Origin of the sequence: Acinetobacter sp. UBA3132 (assembly GCF_002364825.1) — a bacterium.
GTDB classification, from domain to species: Bacteria; Pseudomonadota; Gammaproteobacteria; order Pseudomonadales; family Moraxellaceae; genus Acinetobacter; species Acinetobacter schindleri.
This window is the reverse complement of record NZ_DEZM01000146.1, coordinates 1-21,381: the sequence shown is the minus strand read 5'-3', so window position 1 is coordinate 21,381 and position 21,381 is coordinate 1. Positions and strand designations below refer to the sequence as shown.

Annotated in this window: 19 protein-coding genes; 5 read left to right on the top strand and 14 right to left on the bottom strand. The window is 44.7% G+C overall.

The features are described 5' to 3' along the window. Positions 1–118: 118 nt before the first annotated feature. Positions 119–2,314, top strand: coding sequence for a 5-histidylcysteine sulfoxide synthase (gene ovoA / locus B4033_RS08080; RefSeq protein ID WP_286833082.1), 2,196 nt, complete (start codon positions 119–121; stop codon positions 2,312–2,314). Between the two features lie 58 nt (positions 2,315–2,372). Here ovoA and B4033_RS08075 read toward each other — a convergent pair whose 3' ends face one another. Together B4033_RS08075 and B4033_RS08070 are read right to left on the bottom strand one after the other, a co-directional pair. After that, positions 2,373–2,621 (bottom strand): DUF2789 family protein, encoded by a 249-nt coding sequence (locus B4033_RS08075; protein ID WP_004813337.1) that lies wholly within the window; start codon positions 2,619–2,621, stop codon positions 2,373–2,375. 160 nt (positions 2,622–2,781) lie between these two features. Then, the gene (locus tag B4033_RS08070) at positions 2,782–3,432 is read right to left on the bottom strand and encodes an HAD family hydrolase (protein ID WP_286833080.1); all 651 of its coding nucleotides are present in this window, start codon (positions 3,430–3,432) and stop codon (positions 2,782–2,784) included. Positions 3,433–3,612: 180 nt separating this feature from the next. Between B4033_RS08070 and B4033_RS08065 the strand changes: the two genes are divergently transcribed. Continuing rightward, the gene (locus B4033_RS08065; RefSeq protein ID WP_004813339.1) at positions 3,613–4,095 is read left to right on the top strand and encodes an RNA pyrophosphohydrolase; all 483 of its coding nucleotides are present in this window, start codon (positions 3,613–3,615) and stop codon (positions 4,093–4,095) included. 87 nt (positions 4,096–4,182) lie between these two features. Then, positions 4,183–6,480 (top strand): phosphoenolpyruvate--protein phosphotransferase, encoded by a 2,298-nt coding sequence (gene ptsP / locus B4033_RS08060; protein ID WP_286833079.1) that lies wholly within the window; start codon positions 4,183–4,185, stop codon positions 6,478–6,480. Positions 6,481–6,490: 10 nt separating this feature from the next. On the opposite strand, the gene B4033_RS08055 is transcribed toward ptsP, so the two are convergent. The 4 genes from B4033_RS08055 to B4033_RS08040 form a co-directional block, all read right to left on the bottom strand. Then, entirely contained in the window at positions 6,491–6,676 is a 186-nt protein-coding gene (locus B4033_RS08055) for a DUF7230 family protein (protein ID WP_286833077.1), read from the bottom strand. A gap of 146 nt (positions 6,677–6,822) precedes the next feature. Next, complete coding sequence (locus tag B4033_RS08050) at positions 6,823–8,484, bottom strand: acyl-CoA dehydrogenase family protein (RefSeq protein WP_286833076.1); 1,662 nt, start codon at positions 8,482–8,484, stop codon at positions 6,823–6,825. Between the two features lie 195 nt (positions 8,485–8,679). Then, a complete protein-coding gene (gene katG, locus B4033_RS08045; protein WP_286833075.1) occupies positions 8,680–10,878 on the bottom strand; it encodes a catalase/peroxidase HPI in 2,199 nt (732 codons plus the stop codon). Positions 10,879–11,382: 504 nt separating this feature from the next. Next, positions 11,383–12,321 (bottom strand): cation diffusion facilitator family transporter, encoded by a 939-nt coding sequence (locus tag B4033_RS08040; protein WP_286833073.1) that lies wholly within the window; start codon positions 12,319–12,321, stop codon positions 11,383–11,385. Positions 12,322–12,453: 132 nt separating this feature from the next. Here B4033_RS08040 and B4033_RS08035 point away from each other — a divergent pair, with 132 nt between their 5' ends. Continuing rightward, positions 12,454–12,891 (top strand): GNAT family N-acetyltransferase, encoded by a 438-nt coding sequence (locus tag B4033_RS08035; protein WP_004781822.1) that lies wholly within the window; start codon positions 12,454–12,456, stop codon positions 12,889–12,891. Between the two features lie 53 nt (positions 12,892–12,944). Here B4033_RS08035 and B4033_RS08030 read toward each other — a convergent pair whose 3' ends face one another. The 7 genes from B4033_RS08030 to hcaE all read right to left on the bottom strand — a co-directional run bounded on the left by B4033_RS08030 (position 12,945) and on the right by hcaE (position 19,499). Continuing rightward, positions 12,945–13,853, bottom strand: coding sequence for a DMT family transporter (locus tag B4033_RS08030; protein ID WP_286833048.1), 909 nt, complete (start codon positions 13,851–13,853; stop codon positions 12,945–12,947). 346 nt (positions 13,854–14,199) lie between these two features. After that, on the bottom strand, positions 14,200–15,429 hold the full coding sequence (gene hcaD / locus B4033_RS08025) for a 3-phenylpropionate/cinnamic acid dioxygenase ferredoxin--NAD(+) reductase subunit (protein ID WP_286833046.1): 1,230 nt from the start codon (positions 15,427–15,429) through the stop codon (positions 14,200–14,202). A 7-nt stretch (positions 15,430–15,436) separates the two neighbouring features. Beyond that, positions 15,437–16,402: a 3-carboxyethylcatechol 2,3-dioxygenase gene (locus tag B4033_RS08020; RefSeq protein WP_103800296.1), complete on the bottom strand. Its 966-nt coding sequence runs from the start codon at positions 16,400–16,402 to the stop codon at positions 15,437–15,439. Positions 16,403–16,472: 70 nt separating this feature from the next. Then, positions 16,473–17,288: a 3-phenylpropionate-dihydrodiol/cinnamic acid-dihydrodiol dehydrogenase gene (hcaB, locus tag B4033_RS08015; RefSeq protein ID WP_286833044.1), complete on the bottom strand. Its 816-nt coding sequence runs from the start codon at positions 17,286–17,288 to the stop codon at positions 16,473–16,475. A gap of 2 nt (positions 17,289–17,290) precedes the next feature. Continuing rightward, on the bottom strand, positions 17,291–17,617 hold the full coding sequence (gene hcaC / locus B4033_RS08010) for a 3-phenylpropionate/cinnamic acid dioxygenase ferredoxin subunit (protein WP_286833043.1): 327 nt from the start codon (positions 17,615–17,617) through the stop codon (positions 17,291–17,293). Further along, positions 17,617–18,135 (bottom strand): 3-phenylpropionate/cinnamic acid dioxygenase subunit beta, encoded by a 519-nt coding sequence (gene hcaF, locus B4033_RS08005; RefSeq protein WP_004647365.1) that lies wholly within the window; start codon positions 18,133–18,135, stop codon positions 17,617–17,619. Before hcaF ends, hcaC begins: the two co-directional genes overlap by 1 nt. Further along, positions 18,132–19,499, bottom strand: coding sequence for a 3-phenylpropionate/cinnamic acid dioxygenase subunit alpha (gene hcaE, locus B4033_RS08000; protein WP_286833040.1), 1,368 nt, complete (start codon positions 19,497–19,499; stop codon positions 18,132–18,134). The genes hcaF and hcaE overlap by 4 nt, the downstream gene beginning before the upstream one ends. A gap of 280 nt (positions 19,500–19,779) precedes the next feature. Here hcaE and hcaR point away from each other — a divergent pair, with 280 nt between their 5' ends. Next, positions 19,780–20,688, top strand: a complete 909-nt coding sequence (gene hcaR, locus B4033_RS07995; protein ID WP_286833038.1) for a DNA-binding transcriptional regulator HcaR — start codon at positions 19,780–19,782, stop codon at positions 20,686–20,688. 378 nt (positions 20,689–21,066) lie between these two features. Here hcaR and B4033_RS07990 read toward each other — a convergent pair. Beyond that, positions 21,067–21,381 (bottom strand): alpha/beta fold hydrolase (locus B4033_RS07990; RefSeq protein ID WP_286833037.1); only part of this gene is annotated, 315 nt, incomplete at its 5' end.

The window sequence follows — 21,381 nt, the reverse complement described above, 5'->3', positions numbered from 1 at the left end:
CGCAGCATTTTGTTACCTAAATGAGCAACAACTGCATCCTGCTTTGCATTAAGTTTAAGATATTCCCTGCGCGGACTTACCAGTGGAATATCTTAAAATTCTTAATGGAGTCTGATGGATGCAGCCCGATTCAACCTTATTTAAACCTAACCAGCCAAATAGTAAGTCACCTACATATTTAGCAGACGACAGCCCTTGGCAACAGGGCAAAATTCGCCTGCTTCCAACACCTAATTTAAACTTTGAAGACATTTCCACAGCGCGCCATGTGATTCGTGAATATTTCCTGAATACCTTTGACACCTATGAATCCCTGTTTGACTGTCTGCGCAATAAAGAAGCATTTTATGTCAAACCGATTAGCCTGCGTCATCCGCTGATTTTCTATTTCGGTCATACTGCTACCTTTTTTGTCAATAAACTGCTGCTTAGCAAACTGATTCCTCAACAGCTGAATCCACATATGGAAAGTATCTTTGCCATCGGTGTAGATGAGATGAGCTGGGACGATCTGGATGATCAGAATTATGACTGGCCTGAAGTCAGTGAAGTAAAAGCGTATCGGCACCGGGTACGAGCCTTGGTACTGAAGATCATAGAAAATGCACCTCTAGAACTCCCTCTCAACTGGCAGAGTCCATGGTGGTCGATCCTGATGAGCATTGAACATGAACGGATCCATCTGGAAACTTCGTCAGTATTGATTCGACAACATCAACTGCAATATGTGCAAAATCATCCACTATGGCATGCTCGAATCCTGACTGGCCCTGCACCAGAAAATCAGCTTCTTCCTGTTCCTGCGGGAACGGTTCGACTGAATAAAAATTTCACTGACCCATATTATGGCTGGGACAATGAATACGGTCTGCATGAAGCTGAAATCAACGAGTTTCAGGCATCACAATTTCTGGTGTCCAATCAGGAATTTTTCAACTTTGTCGAAGCTGATGGTTATCAGCAGTCAGAATACTGGAGTGAAGAAGGTAAAGCCTGGCTGGAATTTATTGAAGCGCAACATCCAAGCTTCTGGACTAAAAAAGAGGATGGCTGGCATTTACGTATCATGCTGGAAGAAATTCCAATGCCGTGGGATTGGCCAGTCGAGGTGAATTACCACGAAGCTAAAGCCTTTTGTAACTGGAAATCACTACAAACCGGTGAATCAATCCGTTTGCCGAACGAAGATGAATGGTATCGGCTGTATGACCATGTCGGCCTGGATCCTAAACGACTGCTGCCTTTAGAAGCCAATATTGCCTTGCAACATGCACCTAATCCTTGTCCGGTATATCAGTTCCAGCAAGGCGAGTTTTATGATGTACAAGGCAATGTCTGGCAATGGACTGAAACTGCAATCTATCCCTTTGAAGGTTTTCAGGTCCATCCAATTTATGATGACTTTAGTACCCCAACCTTCGATGATCGGCATAATCTGATTAAAGGCGGTTCCTGGATTTCGGGGGGTAATGAAGCTTTGCATAGTTCCCGCTATGCCTTTAGACGACACTTTTTCCAGCATGCGGGTTTTCGCTATGTGGCTGGATCAGATGAACCAGTTTCACCTTATCATTCACATTATCAGACAGATGAACTGATTTCGCAGTATCTGGAATTTCAGTATGGTCAGGAGTATTTGGGCGTTCCGAATTTTGCCAGGTCTCTCATTATCCTCGCCCAGCCTTATTTTGTAGAAACTGCCAGAAAAAAGGCACTTGATCTTGGCTGTGCCACAGGACGCGCCAGCTTTGAACTGGCGCAGCATTTTGAACAGGTAACAGGTCTAGATTTCTCGGCACGTTTTATTCAGCAAGGTATAGCCTTAGCGCAAGGTGCAACTTTAGGTTATACCATTCCGGTTGAAGGTGAACTGGTCGAATATAAATCCTGTTCACTGCAAGAGACTGGACTTGATCAGGTTGCTCACAAGGTCGAGTTTTATCAGGCGGATGCCTGTAATCTAAAACCGCAATTTAAGGAATATGATTTCATTCTGGCAGCCAATCTGATTGACCGGCTGCACCACCCTAAAGCCTTTTTGCACGAGATTCATCAGCGACTGAATATTGGCGGTATTCTGATGCTGGCTTCACCTTATACCTGGCTGGACGAACATACCGCGCGTAGTGAATGGCTGGGCGGTTTTCAGCGGGCTGGAGAAAATTGTACGACCTTAGATGGAATACAGGAATTATTGAGTCCACATTTTGAAATGCTGGCTGAACCTATAGATATTCCTTTTGTGATCCGTGAAACAGCGCGTAAATATCAGCATACCCTGTCACAGGTCACTTTATGGAAACGCATACGTTAAGATGCCAAAATCAAATAAAAAGCCAGTCATCAGACTGGCTTTTGGTTTTAAGATACATTCAGATTTCGATGGTCGCATCCTCATGCAGGGATTCATTCAGTTGGTCTACCACGATGGCCCATTCACCATCAGACGCAATCTTTTCAGCGAGAAACTGGCGCTGTGCCTCAGACCAGTAGGGTGCATCCAGCAGATTAAAATCCTTATGCAGCTGATGATCGTTAATGAAGGTTGCAATTCCTTCCTCACTGGCATCCAGGCCCAACTGTTCAAATAGGTGCGTCATGCGTGGTCTTACTTTATTCATTTCAACTACCTCTGAGTTTCCCTTATTCTCATTATGCAAGTTAAGCTTAGCATGAGCTGCAGTGAGCGAGTGTGACAATAGTTTATTTTTCACCTTGAATCTGTGCACATAAAAAAGCACAACCTGGGTTGTGCTTCACAGATTTGCTCGCTTCAGATGATTAAATCGACCAGTCCTGAATTTCCCAGCCCTGCTCTTTCGCCAGTGCTTCTAAACGATCATCCGGATTGACTGCAATGGCATGATCAGCATGTTCCAGCAAGAAACGGTCATTGATTGAATCCGAATAGGCCCAGGACTCGGTCACATCACGGCCTTCCAGCCACTGTTCCAGGCGGATCAGTTTGCCTTTCTGGTAACAGGCAGTATTGATCACTTTACCGGTATATTTACCATCAACAATTTCAGCATTCGTCGCGATAATTTCATTAATGCCAAATTCACGGAAAATTGGCGCAGTAATAAAGTCAGAAGTTGCGGTAATACCGACCAATTCATGTCTTGCTTCACGGTGACGTTCAATTGCCTTAAAACCTTCTGGACGCATTTGCGGACGAATGACTTTTTGCATGAAGAGTTGATGTAGTTCAGTCAGATAATCATTGTCATGTTTGGTTAAAAATTCAAAGACAAATTCATTATAGGCATAGGGGTCCAGCTGACCTTTTTTATAATCTTCATAGAACTTGTCATTCATGGCACGGTGATGAACAGGGTCAACCAGGCCCTCGTTGACCAAGAACTCTCCCCAAGAATGATCCGAATCTGTATTTAACAAGGTGTGATCGAGATCAAATAGCGCCAATTTCATGAAAATACTCGTAAAAACTGAAATTTAAGAAAAAAATTGTAAATCTATCTCCGCTAGTCGATAGAAATTCGTTAAGATCATAGCAATTTTAACATTTTTAAACTTTGCTTTTTTCGTGCTGGATACAGAAATAAAAATCCCCGAGGGCAAAGGCATAAATTACACAATATTAGGTGCCAAATGATCGACTCTGAAGGTTTCCGACCGAATGTCGGGATCATTTTGGCAAACGATGCTGGACAGGTTTTATGGGCGAAGCGCATTGGACACAATGCATGGCAATTTCCACAAGGAGGTATCCAATATGGAGAAACCCCTGAGCAGGCACTCTACCGTGAGCTGAGAGAAGAAGTCGGCTTACTGCCCGAACATGTCCAAATTATAGCGCAAACCAAAGGCTGGCTGCGTTATCGTTTGCCGCACCGGTACATTCGTACGGATTCAGATCCGGTGTGTATCGGCCAGAAACAAAAGTGGTTTTTACTCAAATTGACGGCGTCAGTACAGAACATTCAGCTTGATCTGTCTGACCCGCCCGAATTTGATCAATGGCAGTGGGTCAGTTACTGGTACCCGCTCGGTCAGGTCGTGAATTTTAAACGTGACGTATACCGCAAGGCCATGGTAGAACTGTGTCAGCAACTTCCCAAGGAAAAACCTTAAGAATTGCATAAATATGCAGATTTTTTAGGCAGTTATTGTTATAAATAAAGAAGATACCGGACCCTAAATTACGAAGGAGCAGCGCGAATGTCGAATATGCAACTGGAGACCCTGAGACGTATTGTTCAAGAGATCAATGCGTCAGCCAGTTTGCATGAATCGCTCGACATTATGGTTAATCAGGTAGCTCAGGCGATGCAGGTCGACGTCTGCTCCATTTATCTGCTGGATGAGCGCAACCAGCGCTATCTACTGATGGCATCTAAGGGCCTAAAACCTGAAGCAGTGGGCCATGTGTCGCTGCAAACTGGTGAAGGTCTGGTGGGGCTGGTCGGACAGCGCGAGGAAATCGTCAACCTCGACAATGCTCCGAAACATGAACGCTTCCTTTATCTACCTGAAACGGGGGAAGAAATTTATAACTCTTTCCTTGGCGTTCCGGTCATGTACCGCCGTAAGGTCATGGGCGTTCTTGTTGTTCAGAATAAAGAACCTCAGGATTTCTCAGAAGCTGCTGAATCCTTCTTAGTGACGCTCTGTGCTCAGCTCTCTGGTGTGATTGCTCATGCCCATGCAGTCGGCAATATTGACGTGTTCCGCAAACCTAGCAATCTGCCTGCTTATAAAACCTTCCAGGGCGTATCAGGTTCAGGTGGTATTGCTCTAGGTCGTGCCGTGATTCTTTATCCGCCTGCGGATCTGGGTGCTGTTCCGGATCGTGAAGCGGATGACATCAGCGAAGAGCTTTCCCTGCTCGACAACGCGCTAAATTCCGTACGTGAGGAAATCCAGTCTCTCGATGACAAGATGCAGGATGCTCTCATGGCTGAGGAACGTGCACTGTTCAGTGTGTTCCTGCGTATGCTGGACGAAAATGCCCTGCCAGCTGAAATCAAGGAACTGATCCGTGAAGGTCACTGGGCGCAAGGAGCAGTACGAATTGTCATTGAAAACCATGTGGCGCAGTTTGCCCAGATGGAAGATGACTATTTACGTGAACGTGTTGCTGACCTGAAAGATTTAGGCCGCCGGATTCTGGCTAAATTACAGGAAGCTGATGAAAGCCATCGTGAACTGACCGATGAAAGCATCCTGATTGGCGAGGAAATCTCGACCGCAGCGCTGGTAGAATTACCCGTTGATAAAATTGCAGCGATTGTCACCACTGAAGGTGCAATGAATTCACATATGGTGATTGTCGCGCGTGCACTCGGCATTCCGACCGTAGTGGGTGTGACCGAATTACCTATCAATACCCTTGATGATGTCGAAATGATTGTTGATGCGCATCAGGGTCGGGTATTTATCAATCCGCCACGTCGTCTGCGTACCCGTTATAAAGAAATTCAGAAAGAAGAAGAACAGCTCGCCAAAGATCTGCGTCAGTATGAAACCAAGGATGCGATTACCCCAGATGGTGTGGCTGTACGCTTGTTCGTGAATACAGGCTTGATGATTGATGTGGTACGCGGTGTACAGCGCGGTGCCAAAGGCGTCGGTTTATACCGTTCTGAAATTCCCTTTATGCTGCGAGACCGCTTCCCGGGTGAAGAAGAACAGCGTGCCATTTACCGCCAGCAACTTACTCATTTCGCCAACAAACCGGTGGTGATGCGTACCCTCGATATTGGGGCAGATAAAGACCTGCCATATTTCTCGATTGAAGAAGAAAATTCGGCATTGGGCTGGCGCGGGATTCGTTTTACCCTCGATCATCCAGAAATTTTCTCTTCGCAAATTCGTGCGATGTTAAAAGCCAGTATTGGACTGAATAATCTACATATCCTGCTACCAATGATCACCAGTGTCAGCGAAGTAGAAGAAGCACTATATTTGCTGGAACGTGACTGGGTTGCAGTCCAGGAAGAAGAACAGGTCAAGATCACCAAGCCTAAAATTGGTATCATGCTAGAAGTGCCGAGTGTCCTGTATCAGATTGATGAATTTTCTGAATTTGTCGACTTCTTCTCGGTCGGCTCTAATGACTTGACCCAATATTTACTGGCAGTGGATCGTAATAACCCGCGTGTCGCCAACGTTTATTCGCATTTGCACCCTGCCGTTTTGCGTGCCCTGACCCGTTTGGTACAGGATTGTCATCGTAATGAAAAACCGATCAGTATCTGCGGAGAAATGGCAGGTGATCCGATCTCGGCTGTGCTGCTGATGGCCATGGGCTTTAATACCCTGTCAATGAGTTCAAGTAATATTTTGCGGGTGCGTAAGACGATTTGTCATGTCCCAATGCCGGATGCTCAGGACTTATTGGAACATGTGCTGAAACTGGATAATCCGCTGGTCGTAAAAAGCTGGATGGAACATTATTTCCGCACGCATGGTCTGGGAGATATGGTGAAAGGCGCGACCCGAATCGTGGGAGCTTAGGCCGTTAAATTTAGCAAAACTGCCATAAATAAAAAGGGAGATAGTCATTTGAGTATCTCCCTTTTTTGTGCTTGCTATAGCCACGTTTTGCATCTTTTTTGCGGTCTGTAAACACCTGGCTTTTGTTGACCTCATGCATGTGTTTGGCCACAAAGTTATGTATCACTGCTTCTGGCAGCTGCTTTTTCTTTGCCATCTTTTCACCCATTTTTTAACATAGCATCTGAATTTACACTGTGCATATATTGCGCTCTATTCAGTATATTTCAAGTGGTTTTCAATATTTTCAGGATTTGAGAATAACTTTTAACAAGAAGCTATTCTCTCCTCCTTTTTAATATTTTATGAAGATGAGTCTTGAGCTAAAGCCCGTTCCAAAATCCTTTCTACATCTACTTGCTTGGCACTCATCATACCTACTACTCGTCCATGAAACTTGCTGTATCGGGTCTGAATAAATGCATTAAAAATAAATTCAGGTGCATGACGCTTCAGTAATACAGCTTGAGCTAAAAGAGTTAAACGGCTGACCAGACTGCGCCCCATAAATTGCAGTTCATCTGCAGGCTGCTGGAACAGTTTAAACAGCGTTTGAAGTTCCTGTTTCAGTATTTCATCCTGTATTGCAGTAGCAGCCAGATCCTGAAACAGTATGTCAATCGATTCCGGTTCACGACCAATGGCACGCAGTACATCCAGACACATGACATTGCCTGAGCCTTCCCAAATGGTATTCACCGGAGCTTCTTTGAAAATTCGTGCCATGATGCCATTATCGACATAGCCATTACCACCAAAGATTTCCATGGTTTCACCGGTCAGCTCTACGGCGCGTTTGCAGATCCAGAACTTGGAAGCCGGGGTCATAATCCGCTTCCAGGCCAGTGACAAGGCATTATCATTTTCATAACAGGAAGCCAGATAGAAACTCAGCTGTATTGCCGCTTCTGTTTCCAGTGCCAGATCAACCAGCACTGCCTGCATTAAGGGCTGTGCTGCCAGATGCTTGCCAAAAGCCTTACGCTGTCGGGTATAGGCCAGACATTGCACCAGCGCCTGACGTAACATCGCAGTACTGCCAACCGAGCAGGTCAGACGGGTGTAGTTCGCCATTTCAATAATAGTTGGGATACCCCGTCCTGCTTCACCGATCATGATGCCCCAAGCTTCCTGAAACTCAACTTCCGAGCTGGAATTGCTACGATTCCCAACTTTGTCTTTGAGTCGCTGTACATGAATATTATTCTTGGTTCCATCTTCACGCCAACGTGGAACAAAGAAACAGGCCAGACCATCCTGTTCAGTTTTCGCCACGACCAGATGGGCATCACACATCGGTGCTGAAAAAAACCATTTATGGCCGGTCAGCAGATAAGCCTGCCCTCGACCTGATTCGCCGATGGGCACGGCAAAGGTTTCATTCGCCCGAACGTCGGAACCGCCCTGCTTTTCAGTCATCCCCATACCCAGCCAGATTGATTTTTTTTGGGCAATCGGCAGATCACGTTTATCGTATTCAGTAGATAATAATTTATCGCCGATTTTGGCCCAAAGTTCCGGTTCACGCTGGATCAAGGGAATACTGCCAAGGGTCATCGAAGTTGGGCACAGACTGCCACATTCTACCTGTCCACTCAGGTAAAACCGTGCTGCCCAGTCGACCCATTTAGATTTTGATTCAGCCTGATTAAAAGGATGTGCATGACTATCAAACTGACGATTGATGCGCATCCATTGATGCCATGCAGGATGAAATTCAATGTAATCACGACGGCGCCCCCTGGCATCAAAAGCATGCAGAATAGGCGTATGTCGGTTTGCCAGATCGGCATATTGATAATATTCTGATGAACCTACCACCTGCCCCATTTCATTTAAAATTGTCTGATCCTGACTACCATAGCTCTGCAAAATTTCCTGCAAAGTGGTATCAGTTGCAAACAGGTTATAGTCCTGTTTTTCATCAAACTGATTGCTGATCTGATGGGTTGTCCATGTGTTCATCTTCTCTTCCTTAATCTTAATTTTTGTTGTGTGGTTTTCAGTCCAGTATAGAGAAAAAGTGGCAAATACCTATTAAGTTTTCAGTAAGACCATCTATTTTTCATGACTGGTCGTTCTATGAACTGATCAACCAATAAAAATTCAGGTAATAAAAAACCGGCCCTACGACCGGTTTCCTATTTCAAGATCGAAAAATTATCGCTTCACATCAAAACGGTCTGCATTCATAACTTTGACCCATGCCTTGACAAAGTCACGCACGAATTTTTCTTTATTGTCATCCTGAGCATATACTTCTGCATAAGCACGAAGAATCGAATTCGAACCAAAGACCAAGTCTACCCGTGTTGCAGTCCATTTCTTCACACCTGTCGCACGTTCAACAATGTCATACTGGTTACGGCCAGTTGCTTTCCATTGATAGTTCATATCCGTCAGGTTCACAAAGAAGTCATTGCTTAAGACACCAACATTGTTGGTAAGGACACCTTCTGGCGCACCACCATAGTTGGTTCCGAGTACACGCATCCCCCCAACTAGCGCAGTCATCTCAGGTGCAGTCAGCCCTAACAGTTGTGCACGATCGACTAGCAGCTCTTCAGCCTGAACCACATATTCATCTTTTAGCCAGTTACGGAAACCATCATATTTCGGTAACAGGTCTTCAAATGAATAGGCATCCGTCTGTTCCTGAGATGCATCGCCACGGCCTGGTGTAAATGGCACCTTGATATTTACACCTGCTGCTTTGGCTGCCTGTTCAATTGCTGCGCTACCGCCCAATACAATCAGATCGGCAATGCTGACTTTCTTCTCAAGACCCGCCTGAATCTCTTCAAGTTTGTTCAATACTTTATTCAGGCGTTCCGGTTCATTCCCTTCCCATTGACGTTGTGGCTCTAGACGGATACGCGCTCCATTGGCACCACCACGATAGTCCGAACCACGGTAAGTACGTGCACTATCCCAAGCCGTATTGATCAGTTCGGTTGGGGTTAAACCACTAATCAGTAATTTTGCTTTGAGTTCCTCAATTTCAGCCTCAGACAAGGTGTAGTCCACTTTTGGAATTGGGTCCTGCCAGATCAGATCTTCAGCTGGTACGTCTGGGCCAAGATAACGGGATTTTGGCCCCATATCACGGTGGGTCAGTTTAAACCATGCGCGTGCAAATACTTCAGAGAAATAAGCCGGATCTCGGTAGAAACGCTCGGAAATTTTACGGTATTTCGGATCAATTTTCAGTGCCATGTCAGCGTCGGTCATCATCGGATTACGGCGTACACTGGTATCATGTGCATCAAATGGTTTGTCTTCTTCCTTGATGTTAATCGGTTCCCACTGTTTCCCGCCTGCCGGGCTAACAGTTTTTTCCCATTCATAGTTGAGCAGCAGATAGAAGAATTCATTGTCCCATTTGGTTGGGTTGGTGGTCCAGGCACCTTCCAGACCACTGACCATAGTATTCGCCGCGTTACCAGTCCCTTCCGGGTTATGCCAGCCCAAGCCCTGAAATTCGATATCTGCGCTTTCAACATCTGGTCCAAGCAAATCTGCTTTACCATTACCGTGTGACTTACCTACGGTATGACCACCTGCGGTCAAGGCAACTGTTTCTTCGTCATTCATGCCCATACGGTCGAAAGTGACACGCATATCCTGTGCCGTACGTAAAGGATCCTGTACACCATCCACTCCTTCAGGATTGACATAGATCAGACCCATTTGCACCGCAGCAAGAGGATTTTCTAGCGTTGAACGATCTTGGTTATTTTCATAACGGCTTTCGGTCGGTGCCAACCATTGGCGTTCATCACCCCAGTACACATCTTTTTCAGGATGCCAGATATCTTCACGACCACCAGCAAAACCGAAAGTTTTCAAACCTGCAACTTCATAGGCCACTGTCCCTGCGAGGATAATCAGGTCACCCCAAGAGAGCTTGTTACCGTATTTTTTCTTGATCGGCCATAACAGACGACGGCCTTTATCGGTATTGACATTATCGGGCCAGCTGTTCAACGGTGCAAAACGCTGATTACCCGTATTGGCACCACCACGTCCATCCTGCTTACGGTAAGAACCTGCCAGGTGCCAGGCAGTACGAACAAACATACCAATATAGCTGCCATAATCTGCTGGCCACCATGCCTGGCTGGTCGTGATCAGTTCACGCAGGTCTTGTTTTACTGCTTCAAGGTCAAGGGAATTAAATGCTGCTTTATAATCAAAGTCGGGATCAAAAGGATTGGTTTTTCTATCGTGTTGAGAAAGAATGTCGAGGTTAAGCGCATTTGGCCACCAGTCCGTATTGTGTGAGCTGGCATTGCTTGCCGCTGTACCTTCGTGTTTTTGATGAAATGGGCAGCCGGATGCTTGCAAATCTTGTGTCATTTTGTAGCTCCAAAACTTTATAAAGTCTGTTTGATCTGAACTGTTTAAACATCTTATTTACTTCAACATACCCCTTTTATGTGACAAGCTAAAACAATTTTTATGAATACAAACCATCGTTTTCTTCTATCTAAAAGCTTGTAAATTCATTCATTATTTATTTTTTGCAATTTTCTAGGGGAAATTGCAGAGAACTGGTGAGTTGATGAAAATTAAACCATCTTCAAGATTGCTTTTGTTATTCGACTAAAGTTATAGAACATAGATGTAAGAAAGGCGCTCCAGCGACAACATGAGTCTATCAATCATTACAAAGATTGATTTGAATCTTGAGATTTTTTAGTTCAAGACGCACTTTTGTGTCTGCCTACTGTTGTCTTTAGGGATGTTATTGGCAAAAGCAAACGCCGCTGCGCCTATTTAAAACAGTGATCTGAATATGCAGTTTAAAAGGCTGCTATTTGAAGATATTTTCTATCCATATCAATTAAAAAAATAGCTTTTTTATACACGTCCCTGGGTACGTTCCAGCCATACCGCTTTGGTTTGAGGTTTCACAAACAGGGTAATAATTTCCGGGTGTAGCTGTTTAATCTGCGCTTCAATCCGGTTGACGCAAGCTTCGATTTCATCAGAAGTCAGATCGTCTTTGAATTCCAGACTTAAGGAGGCAATCACCTGATGCGCGCCCATTTGCTCAGTCAGCACCCCATTGGCGCTATAGACCGCAGTATCCTGCTGGGCAATGTTAAGTACATTTTCACGCAGTCTAGGATCTGCTGTTTCACCTAGCAATAAGCCTTTGGTTTCACGTGCCAGCAACCAGGCCGATACCGCCAGCACAACACCAATCAGAATTGAAGCTGCGCCATCCAGCTCAGGAATATTCAGTTGATGTGCCAGGAAGATACCGGTCAAGGCAATAAACAGACCGATCAATGCAGCTGTATCTTCAAATAACACGGTAAAGGTTGTTGGGTCTTTGCTGCGTCTAAAGGCTTCAAAATAGCCCATTTTCCCTTTCATTTTTCGGAATGTTTTCAATGCGACAAACCATGAAAAACCTTCACATAGAATGGCAATACCGAGCACCACGTAGTTGATCATCGGATCCTGCATTTCTTCAGGATGAATAATGTGCTGGATGCCCTGATAGATCGACACAATGGCACCTAGAGCAAAGACCATCAAGGCCACGATAAAGGCCCAGAAGTACAGTTCACGTCCATAGCCGAAAGGATGCAAGGCATCAGGGCGCTGCTCAGCCTTTTTCATACCATACAGCAGCAGAATTTCATTCAGTGTATCAACAACCGAGTGAATCGCCTCACTCAGCATGGCAGAACTGTTGGTGATATAGGCTGCGACAAATTTCACCAGCGCGATTGCCAGATTACCAAACAGCGCTGCATATACCACAATTTTATTCGATTCAGACGACATTCAAATTTGTCCTAATTTTTTTCTCAAACAGATGGATCTATTTGATTTTTCATTTTATCTCTTTGCATCTTAATAAACTGCTGCGATAAATTGTTTATTGTTTTGTTGTTCTCATTTTTAATCGGAATCTTCATGCCTGTAATTGTCCATACTTCTGCCGATCGGCATCCTCAGCTCCTAGAATTGTGGGAACAATCCGTCCGTGCTACGCATCATTTCCTAAATGACGCGCAGATCCTAAAGATCCGTCAGCAGATTATTGATCATAATTATTTCACCCACGTGCAATTGTTCCATGTGGAACATCAGCAGCAGATTCTGGGTTTTATGGGCATTGCAGGCAACAAACTGGAAATGCTGTTTGTCTCTCCTGCGGCATTTAGAAAAGGCATAGGCAGCCAGTTATTACAACATGCGCTTGCTCTAGGTGTGACTGAAGTCGATGTGAATGAGCAGAATCCTGATGCGACTGCTTTCTATTTAAAACATGGTTTCGAGATGATCAGCCGTTCAGAAACCGATGCTGAAGGTAATCCCTACCCAATTCTGCATCTAAAACTGCAAAAATAAAAAAGGAAGCCAAAGCTTCCTTTTAGGTCTGAATTTAACTTGAACAATCTATTTTAAGATTTAGAAAAATACTGCTCGCGCCATTCTTTCCAGAAGTACATCACGATCCCGAACATCACCACGGCAATTCCGGCAAAGGCATGACTGCTGATCACTTCGTTATTCAGGGTTGCACCGAGAATCAGGGCAATGATTGGCGTCATCACATTACTGAGGGATACGGTGGACGCGGCTAAACGGCGAATCAGCCAGAAGTAGCACAGCATTGCCACAATGGACGACAAAATCATAGTAAAGACAAACCCAATGATGGCATTGGTACTTGGTATTTGAGTCGGAAAATGTTGCCAAATAAAGGGAATCAATGCCAAGGAACCTAGCGCTGAAACAATCAGAGAACCCGTGGCTTGTGACATTGGTTTCAGTGGTGCATTAATTTGTTTGACCCAAAAAATGGAGCTGATATAAGAGATCATACTAATCACCATCAGTACCACGCCCCAAGGATTCACATTGCTTTCAGCAGAGTCGGCAAATACAAACGTTAAGCCACTCACCGCAACCGCCATACCGAGCCATTGCAACCACACCAATTTATGAGTCTTTAAAATCACATGACCGATTAAACCCGCAATCAGCGGTGACAAGCCAAAAATTAATGCCATCAAACCTGAAGTTAAGTAATTGGCAGCAAGATAAATAAACAGCTGTGCGCCAATCAAGTTCAAGCTACCTGCCAAATAACTTTTCATGGACACTGCGTCAAATGGCAGCGGATCACGCATGATTTTAAGTAGGGCTAAGGCAATCAGGGACGCACCAAAATAACGGATGATCAGCACCCACATGGGATGCACTTCCGCCACACTCCAGACAATCGCAAGTGGCGTTGCTGCCCAGATCAGCACCAGCAAGGCATAAATACTTGCCGTCACCAGCATGGGAGATGAATTTGAATTCATAAAAGACTCAATTAAATTTTTTTAGAAAGAATTGAACTAACTTCTCGTTCAAATCCACAATCGACAATACTGATGGTGGCAGGGATGCCGCTCGAGCTTTTGGGATACAGGGAAGTAGCCTCAAATGCTCAAAAGATTTTTGTTACCTTGCGCCATATATGGCTCATCTTTTAAAAGTAAAAGCACCTACTCTATAACTTATATAAGTAAAATCAAAATTGGAGGTCATGATAACTGCTCATCATAATCAAGTCCCTACATCTTTCAATATTTTTTAATACTCATAAAAAAGCAGACCCAAGTTGCCCAAGGTCTGCCCTTTTGTAAACTTATCAATAAAACAAAGTTATTTCACAAGTTTACGAAGATCCTGGCTGAGATCTAAATATTTGTCTGCTTCAAACGCTGCATTCTTGCTGATCAGCTTTTTCAGGTGACGCATTTCTTTTGCCGCATTTACAGTAATACCGCCAACAATAACGCCATCAGTCACACCAAACATCACGAATGATGATTCAGCGCGAAGCTCTGGATTGATTTCACCGCGAACTTGCCATTCAGCAGCAGCCATGTCACCCACGAACTGGTAGTTGATGTCCAACTGATCTGTCCAGAACCATGCTGGATTTGGAGTCGGATGCTCAACGCCCATCACATGGCGCGCAAAGATGCCTGCTTGCAGGTTGGCATTTTCCCAGGTTTCTACACGACGGTGGTTACCGCAGTTACGAAGTTGAGTTGCCACATCACCCGCTGCATAAATGTCAGGATTTGAGGTTTGGCAGTTCTCGTTGACTTTAATTGCAAGATCAACGTCTAGACCTGCTTTAACCGCAAGCTGTGCATTTGGCACAATCCCAATACCGTACACTACAGCATCTGCACGAAGTTCTTCGCCGTCACCCAATGTCACCACGATTTCTTCGCCATCCAATTTGCAGTCTGCAATTGAAGTTGAAAGACGAACATCCACACCTGCTAATTTTTGCTGTTCAAGCAAGAATTCGCTCAGGATGCGTGGCGATGAACGACCCATCACCATTGGACCCATTTCAATCACGGTCACTTCACATTCTTTAAAACGTGCAGATGAAGCAAGCTCAAGACCGATTACGCCACCACCGATTAAGATTAAACGGCGACCTGGTTGTAATACCGGAACTAAAGCTTGTGAGTCTTCAAGGTTACGCAGCGTATAAACGTGTTTGCCAAGTGCATCGAAGTTTGGCAAACGACGTGCCGCACCACCTGTTGCAAGAAGCAATTTGTCATAAGCAACAACGTCACCATTTTGAAGTTCAACCGTTTTAGCCTCAGCGTTAATTTTTTGCACGCCATTGCCACGGATGGTTTCAACCCCAAGTTCTGCCAGTTTTTCTTCTGACAAAATTTCGATCTTGGTTTCTTCAGGACGCAAAATCACGTCTTTAGACAGTGGCGGACGCTCATAAGGAAGATGCGTTTCATCACCAATCAGAATGATTTTACCTTCGAATTTGTTAGCACGAAGTTCTAGGATTGCACTTGCACCAGCTTGGCCAGCACCCACTATCACGATGGTTTCGATGTTGCTCATGTGTAAATTAACCTTTTAGCTCTGCAGATACGATACCGAAGCCTGCAATCCATTCACTGATGTCTTCATAGCAGTGTGTTGTCATGTCGTATTCGCCAATTTCACTTAAGGCAGCAAATGCAGCCATCCATGAGCGAACTTCTTGACCACCACGACCACCGTCACGACGGATTTCAGCTTCTGTCATTGCTTCCATCGCAGCAAAATCAGCATTCTTGAATTTTTCAAGCAATGCGATATCCCATTCAGGGCTGAGTGGAACGGCAACAGAGGTATCACCAGCAGCCAATTTTTGACCGACTGCAATAATTTTTGCTTGACGTGCTTCACGTGCTTCAGAGCTTGGATTACGACCTGCAATCAGGAATTCTTCAACTTCTGGTGGCACTGAACCCATTTGTGGTGTTGGTGGATCATGAGACAGACCACCTGTACCTAAAACAAGGACACGTTCATTTTCAAGGTTTAAAGACTTGATGAATTGACCTACAGCACGGCCTAAAGCGATCGTACGCTTAGTCGTTGGCATTGGTGCTGCAGCACCATTAATGAAAATTGGAATCGTTGGATAACGATCAAGTTTGCCTTCACACAGGAAGTGCAATGGCTGAGTCACGCCATGGTCGGCTTGCATACGGTAAGAATACGCAACGTCCACGCCCTCATCGAGTACACGACGAACCAAGCCCAAAGCTTTGTCTTCAGGTACATCGATATGGTCGTTGTCTTTACCGTAGTCCCAGTCACCTGCTGCTTTTGCACGGATACCCACGCAGAAACTTGGCATCAGGTCATAGAAGAAACCATTGAAATGGTCAGGACCGAAAGTAATGATCAGGGTTGGGTCGTAAGCTTTTACTTCAGCAGACAATTTTTCAAAAGCATCACGAACTTTTTGTTCTTGTGCCTTGTCTTGCGGTGAAGCAAATTCCATTAAAGGACTGTGCGATGCACAAATAAGTTTAACGGCCATGAGAGACTCCTTAAAAGGAAGGCAGCCAAGAGGAGGCTGCCGGTAAGTCTATTTGATTTAGACTAGATTTTTATTCGTCAAAGAAACCGGCACGTGGTTGACGTAAACCACGAATCCCCAGACCACATTCTGCATTGATCAGAACACCAGTCAGTGGACGGTTATTTTGACGAGATGCCAAGAGCACATATGAACCCGTCATATCTTCCGGCTCAGGTAAGAAATTCAGTGGCATGCCACGGGCGATTTTCTCAGGATCACGTGCATCGAGCAGGCCAAGATTTTCCTGACCTAAAGATGCAGCACCTTTGATATTCACATTCATACCTGATGGCGCAACGGCGTTCACTCGTACTTTAGGCGCAAGCTCGTAGGCCAGTTCTTTCATAATACCTACCCCGGCATGCTTAGATGCAGTGTATACAGGGCCTCCGCCAGCGGAGTACAGTGCCGAATTAGACAAAGTAAATATGATAGAACCTTCAGACTTGATCAGCTCGTCTAGCGCTGCTTTGGCACCCAGGATCAGCGACTTGGTATTAATGCCCATGATTTCATCAAAGGCTTTTTCCAGCTGCTCACCAGACGTATTGACGATATCGGCATAGTGATCCCAGATACCGGCATTACCCACGAAACAGTCGAGTTTACCGTAACGTTCTACAGTCGCTTGAACAGCACGGACGTTGTCTTCATAGCTGGCCACATCACCTGCGATTGCCAGCACGCGGTCACCAAAATGTGCGTTCAGTGCATCGACTTTAGACTGTGAACGTTGAAGAACGGCCACTTGTGCGCCCTCTTCCAGGAAACGTTCTACCAGTGCCCAACCGAGACCTGAACCACCACCAGTGATCAGTGCAACTTCGCCTTGTAGCCAACCCATGATTACTCTCCTGCCATCTCTACGTATAACGCACCATCTTCAAGTACAACTGGGAATGTTTGAATTGGGTCGTTTGCTGGTAAGCAAAGCGCCTGACCGGTTTTCAAACAGAAACGAGCTGAATGTAATGGGCATTCAACAGTACCGTCATCTTCAAGGTAACCTTCAGACATTGACGCATTACCATGACTGCATTTATCGTTCATAGCGAAGAATTCACCGCCATTGTTAAATACAGCCAGCGCTTCGATACCGTTTACGCCACAATCTACTTTTAACGCTTCGCCTTCGTCTAATTCGTCAACTTGGCAAACAAAAATCTTATTCATTAGAAGAACACACTCAGGTTATGTGAGCTATATGTCGCTTGATCAAGCGTGATCTTACGGTTGAAGATCTGGAAGCCGAGGCCGCCTTCAACTTTACGGATCTTGTCATGACGTTTACCGCAGTAAATGACAATGTCTTTCTCTTTTTGCGTACGATATAGCAAATAGGTTACGTACACGTCGTATTCGCCTTCAACTTCAGTTGGCTCTACGATCACGTTGCTCACCATGTGGGTGGTACGTGATGGAGGCTCTTCAGCCCAAGCCATACCGGTTTCCAGACGTGCTACACGACGTTCTAAAAGGTCTTTCGAATCGTTAAACACCCAAGTGGTAGGTGGTTCAACTGAACGACGACGGTCACGGGTTTGTGCGTTTGGCGTGGTACGTAGCGTGTAAGAAATATCTTCAGCTAACGTATCCAACCATTCGCGGAATTTCCAATCGTCTAGCAATTTTGCTTCGCGATACAGGAACTGACTAATTTGGTGATGAAGTTCTAAGCTGATTTGACTCATTTCATAAGCTCCTTCTCATATTCGTCAGCTGATTTTTCCACGTCTTCCCATTTTTCATGGATCAATAAATCTGCCCAGCGGCGGTACATACCACGTGCTGCAGTTTCAGAGAAGATGTAGTTGGTGATACCCGGGATACCATCTTCACGTACTTTTTCGTTGCCTTTACCCATTTCCATAATGAGTTTGTTTTGACGCGCTTTATAACCACGTAAAACTTTTTGGATTTCGATCCAGTTTTCAGAGTCATCTTGCTCTAGGAAACCAGCAGGACCGAAAGCACGAGTAGCAGAACGTTCAAATGCTGCCTGTACATCTTCTGGCGCGTCCGCATCACAGATACAGAATGCCCAAACTTCAGTTTTGTTTGGACCACGTGGGTGCCATACACGAAGAGTCGCAGTACCATTCAACCAAGACAATGTAGGGAACATGGTGTTGTGACCTGCAAGACGCAGCGCACGAGTTTCACCTAGGCGTTCTTTCACTTCTTCGTAAGTTTCACGGAAGTAGTTGGCAACTTCACCGTCAACCCATACGTTTGCGTCTGGTTTCTCTGTGAAGAAGAAGCCTGAACCGTGACCGCGTGAACCGTATTGGATCGCGTCTTTCGCAGTTTCCCAAACTGGACGAGCAGTTTGTGCAGCACCTAATTTCTTAGATGATTCGTCGTCTGGTTTCGCACCCAGCACCTGAATTGCAGATGCGTGAGAGAACAACGCGTGGTATTGGTCAGATGCGAACTGTTCAGCAGCAAATTTCCAGTTACACTCGATTTCCCATTTGTGTACACCACCAACGATCACAGTACCGCCTTCACGACGATCTACTACACCGTCCAGGTACCAAGCGATATCGCCCATGTATTCTTCTAGATCTGGAGTCGTTTCATCCCAGCATCCGAAGATCAGGCCTTTGTAAGACTTCACACGATTCACTTCAACCAGACCCCATTGCTCTTTACATGCACCATGTGGGTAAGCACGATCTTCAAGCGGGATGTCTTTTAGAGAACCGTCAATACCGTATGACCAGCCGTGGTATGGGCAAGTGAACGCACGTGTGTTACCACAGTCTGCGAAGCTTACGCGCATAGAACGGTGACGGCATTGGTTTAAGAATGCTTTGATAGAGCCATCTTTTTGGCGTGCCACGATGATTGGATCTTCACCCATGTAGGTATTGAAGAAATCGCCAGCCTTAGGAATTTGGCTTTCATGGCAAAGGAATAACCATGTACGACCGAAGACACGTTCAAGTTCTAATTCGTAAATGTCAGGATCTGTATAGATAGATGGCGTGATACGTCCATTTTGTGCATCGACTAAAGCGTCGATTTCGCGCACATCAATTTTTCCACTCATGAAAAGCTCTCCTGTGACCAGTTATGGCACAAAGTAATAGACTCAACTTTTCAACGATGATGGATTTTAGGGCGGTTTTGGGGAAATATTTTTTTTGTTTCAATTAATAGTTTTAAGCAATTATTCTAGGCGTGTATTTTTATATTAAAACACTAATCGCTCCCTCCAAGGCATTTACTTTCTAAATGACAAAATAATCTTCACGACATAGTTGTTTATAGATTATACTCTTCTGAAATTATAGTAAGACATTTTTTGGATTACTCGACGGGCTGATGATATGGAATTACGACACCTCCGCTACTTCATTACTGTAGCTGAAGAACTCAACTTCAGTAAGGCAGCACTCAAACTTTACACGGCTCAGCCATCACTTAGTCAGCAAATCAAAGATTTGGAAGAAGATGTCGGGGTAAAGCTACTCAACCGAACCAAACGTAAAGTAGAGCTGACCGAAGAAGGTGCTGTATTCCTTGAACAGGCACGCCTGACGCTGGCTCAAGCAGATAAAGCGATTGCCATGGCACGCCAGGTATCACAAGCCAAGCAGCAGATGCTGCGCATTGGTTTCGTTCCTGTAGCAGAGATGAAAATCTTCCCTTATGTGCTGCCAAATCTGCGCGTTCAAAATCCAGACCTGAAAATTGAACTGCTCAGCCTGAATAACACTGAACAGATGAAACTGCTCAAAAAAGGTGAGCTAGATCTGACCTTTACCCGTCATAACTTCAACAGTGATGAAATTGAAAGCCAGTTTGTGATTCGTGAGCCATTGATCTTCATTTTACCGAAGGATCATCCTTTAGCAAAATACGACCGAATTTCAGTTAAATTACTGAATGGCATAGATTTTATTATTCCATCTGCAGAACAGTCACAAACCCTGCATCATACTATTCTGGATTTTGCCAAAGCCAACGGGATTGAATTTAATATTGTCCAAAAGGCTGATAATATCCTATTCAATATCAACTCGATTGGTATGGGCTTGGGCTGTACCATCCTGCCAGGCTATATCGCGCCATTGACCATAAACAATACTGTGATCCGCCCGCTGGATGTAGAGCTTCCCTTTTTAGATCTTTATGTTAGCTATCGTAAGGATAGTAATTCAGTCGCAGTGAAGAAGTTCCTAGAACTCCTGACTCGCGTATTCTACCTAGACATTAACCGCGACGAACCACATTAATTTTCTATTTTTATAGCAGCACACGTAATTTCCTCTAAGAATACGTGTGCTTTTTTGTTTTTATTTTTTCTGATCAAAATTTCATTTTATATTCATTTTTCCTATGACAGACCACGTCTAGCATGGCTTCCAACATCTCCGACCATGGTTTATTAGGTTTAAGTTTTGCTCAAATTAGGCTTCTTTTACAACTTAAGTCTAATAAGAAGTCTAGGGCCCATTTTTAATTTTTGAAATTCTGATTAATAGCTAAAAAGCATTAAAAATGTTTAAAAAACTCACTGAATGAAATGGTGTTCATTTGGCAGCTGTAAATCTAATATTTTAGAAAGAAAAAAAGGATGACCGAAGCCATCCTTTTTTTAAACTGAGTACGACTTATTTTACGCCGTGTACAGCCAGGTAGTTTTTGATCACAGTGTTGAACTCATCTGATTTTTCAACTTGAGACCAGTGACCACATTGACTGAAGATGTGTGCATCAGCATTTGGCACGATGTTCAGGATGTCCCAAGTACGAGAAACCGGAATCACCACGTCTTGAGTACCGTGAATCAATAATACAGGTACAGTGATGTCTTTCATTTTTTCGAAGTCTAACGGGAATTCGAAACGGTCACGGTCACGTGCGCCCACTACATCCATCAAACGGTTTGATGCATAGTCATTTGCAGCAGAAGCAAAACGTACTTT

What these genes read in the sequence shown, in the direction of transcription:
- B4033_RS08065 (WP_004813339.1), top strand. Translation starts at nt 3,613, where the DNA reads ATGATCGACTCTGAAGGTTTCCGACCGAATGTCGGGATCATTTTGGCA.
- B4033_RS08040 (WP_286833073.1), bottom strand. Translation starts at nt 12,321, where the DNA reads ATGTCGTCTGAATCGAATAAAATTGTGGTATATGCAGCGCTGTTTGGT.
- hcaF (WP_004647365.1), bottom strand. Translation starts at nt 18,135, where the DNA reads ATGAGTCAAATCAGCTTAGAACTTCATCACCAAATTAGTCAGTTCCTG.
- B4033_RS08020 (WP_103800296.1), bottom strand. Translation starts at nt 16,402, where the DNA reads ATGGCCGTTAAACTTATTTGTGCATCGCACAGTCCTTTAATGGAATTT.
- hcaD (WP_286833046.1), bottom strand. Translation starts at nt 15,429, where the DNA reads ATGAGCAACATCGAAACCATCGTGATAGTGGGTGCTGGCCAAGCTGGT.
- hcaC (WP_286833043.1), bottom strand. Translation starts at nt 17,617, where the DNA reads ATGAATAAGATTTTTGTTTGCCAAGTTGACGAATTAGACGAAGGCGAA.
- ptsP (WP_286833079.1), top strand. Translation starts at nt 4,183, where the DNA reads ATGTCGAATATGCAACTGGAGACCCTGAGACGTATTGTTCAAGAGATC.
- ovoA (WP_286833082.1), top strand. Translation starts at nt 119, where the DNA reads ATGCAGCCCGATTCAACCTTATTTAAACCTAACCAGCCAAATAGTAAG.
- B4033_RS08035 (WP_004781822.1), top strand. Translation starts at nt 12,454, where the DNA reads ATGCCTGTAATTGTCCATACTTCTGCCGATCGGCATCCTCAGCTCCTA.
- hcaE (WP_286833040.1), bottom strand. Translation starts at nt 19,499, where the DNA reads ATGAGTGGAAAAATTGATGTGCGCGAAATCGACGCTTTAGTCGATGCA.
- hcaB (WP_286833044.1), bottom strand. Translation starts at nt 17,288, where the DNA reads ATGGGTTGGCTACAAGGCGAAGTTGCACTGATCACTGGTGGTGGTTCA.
- katG (WP_286833075.1), bottom strand. Translation starts at nt 10,878, where the DNA reads ATGACACAAGATTTGCAAGCATCCGGCTGCCCATTTCATCAAAAACAC.
- B4033_RS08070 (WP_286833080.1), bottom strand. Translation starts at nt 3,432, where the DNA reads ATGAAATTGGCGCTATTTGATCTCGATCACACCTTGTTAAATACAGAT.
- hcaR (WP_286833038.1), top strand. Translation starts at nt 19,780, where the DNA reads ATGGAATTACGACACCTCCGCTACTTCATTACTGTAGCTGAAGAACTC.
- B4033_RS08030 (WP_286833048.1), bottom strand. Translation starts at nt 13,853, where the DNA reads ATGAATTCAAATTCATCTCCCATGCTGGTGACGGCAAGTATTTATGCC.
- B4033_RS08050 (WP_286833076.1), bottom strand. Translation starts at nt 8,484, where the DNA reads ATGAACACATGGACAACCCATCAGATCAGCAATCAGTTTGATGAAAAA.
- B4033_RS08075 (WP_004813337.1), bottom strand. Translation starts at nt 2,621, where the DNA reads ATGAATAAAGTAAGACCACGCATGACGCACCTATTTGAACAGTTGGGC.
- B4033_RS08055 (WP_286833077.1), bottom strand. Translation starts at nt 6,676, where the DNA reads ATGGCAAAGAAAAAGCAGCTGCCAGAAGCAGTGATACATAACTTTGTG.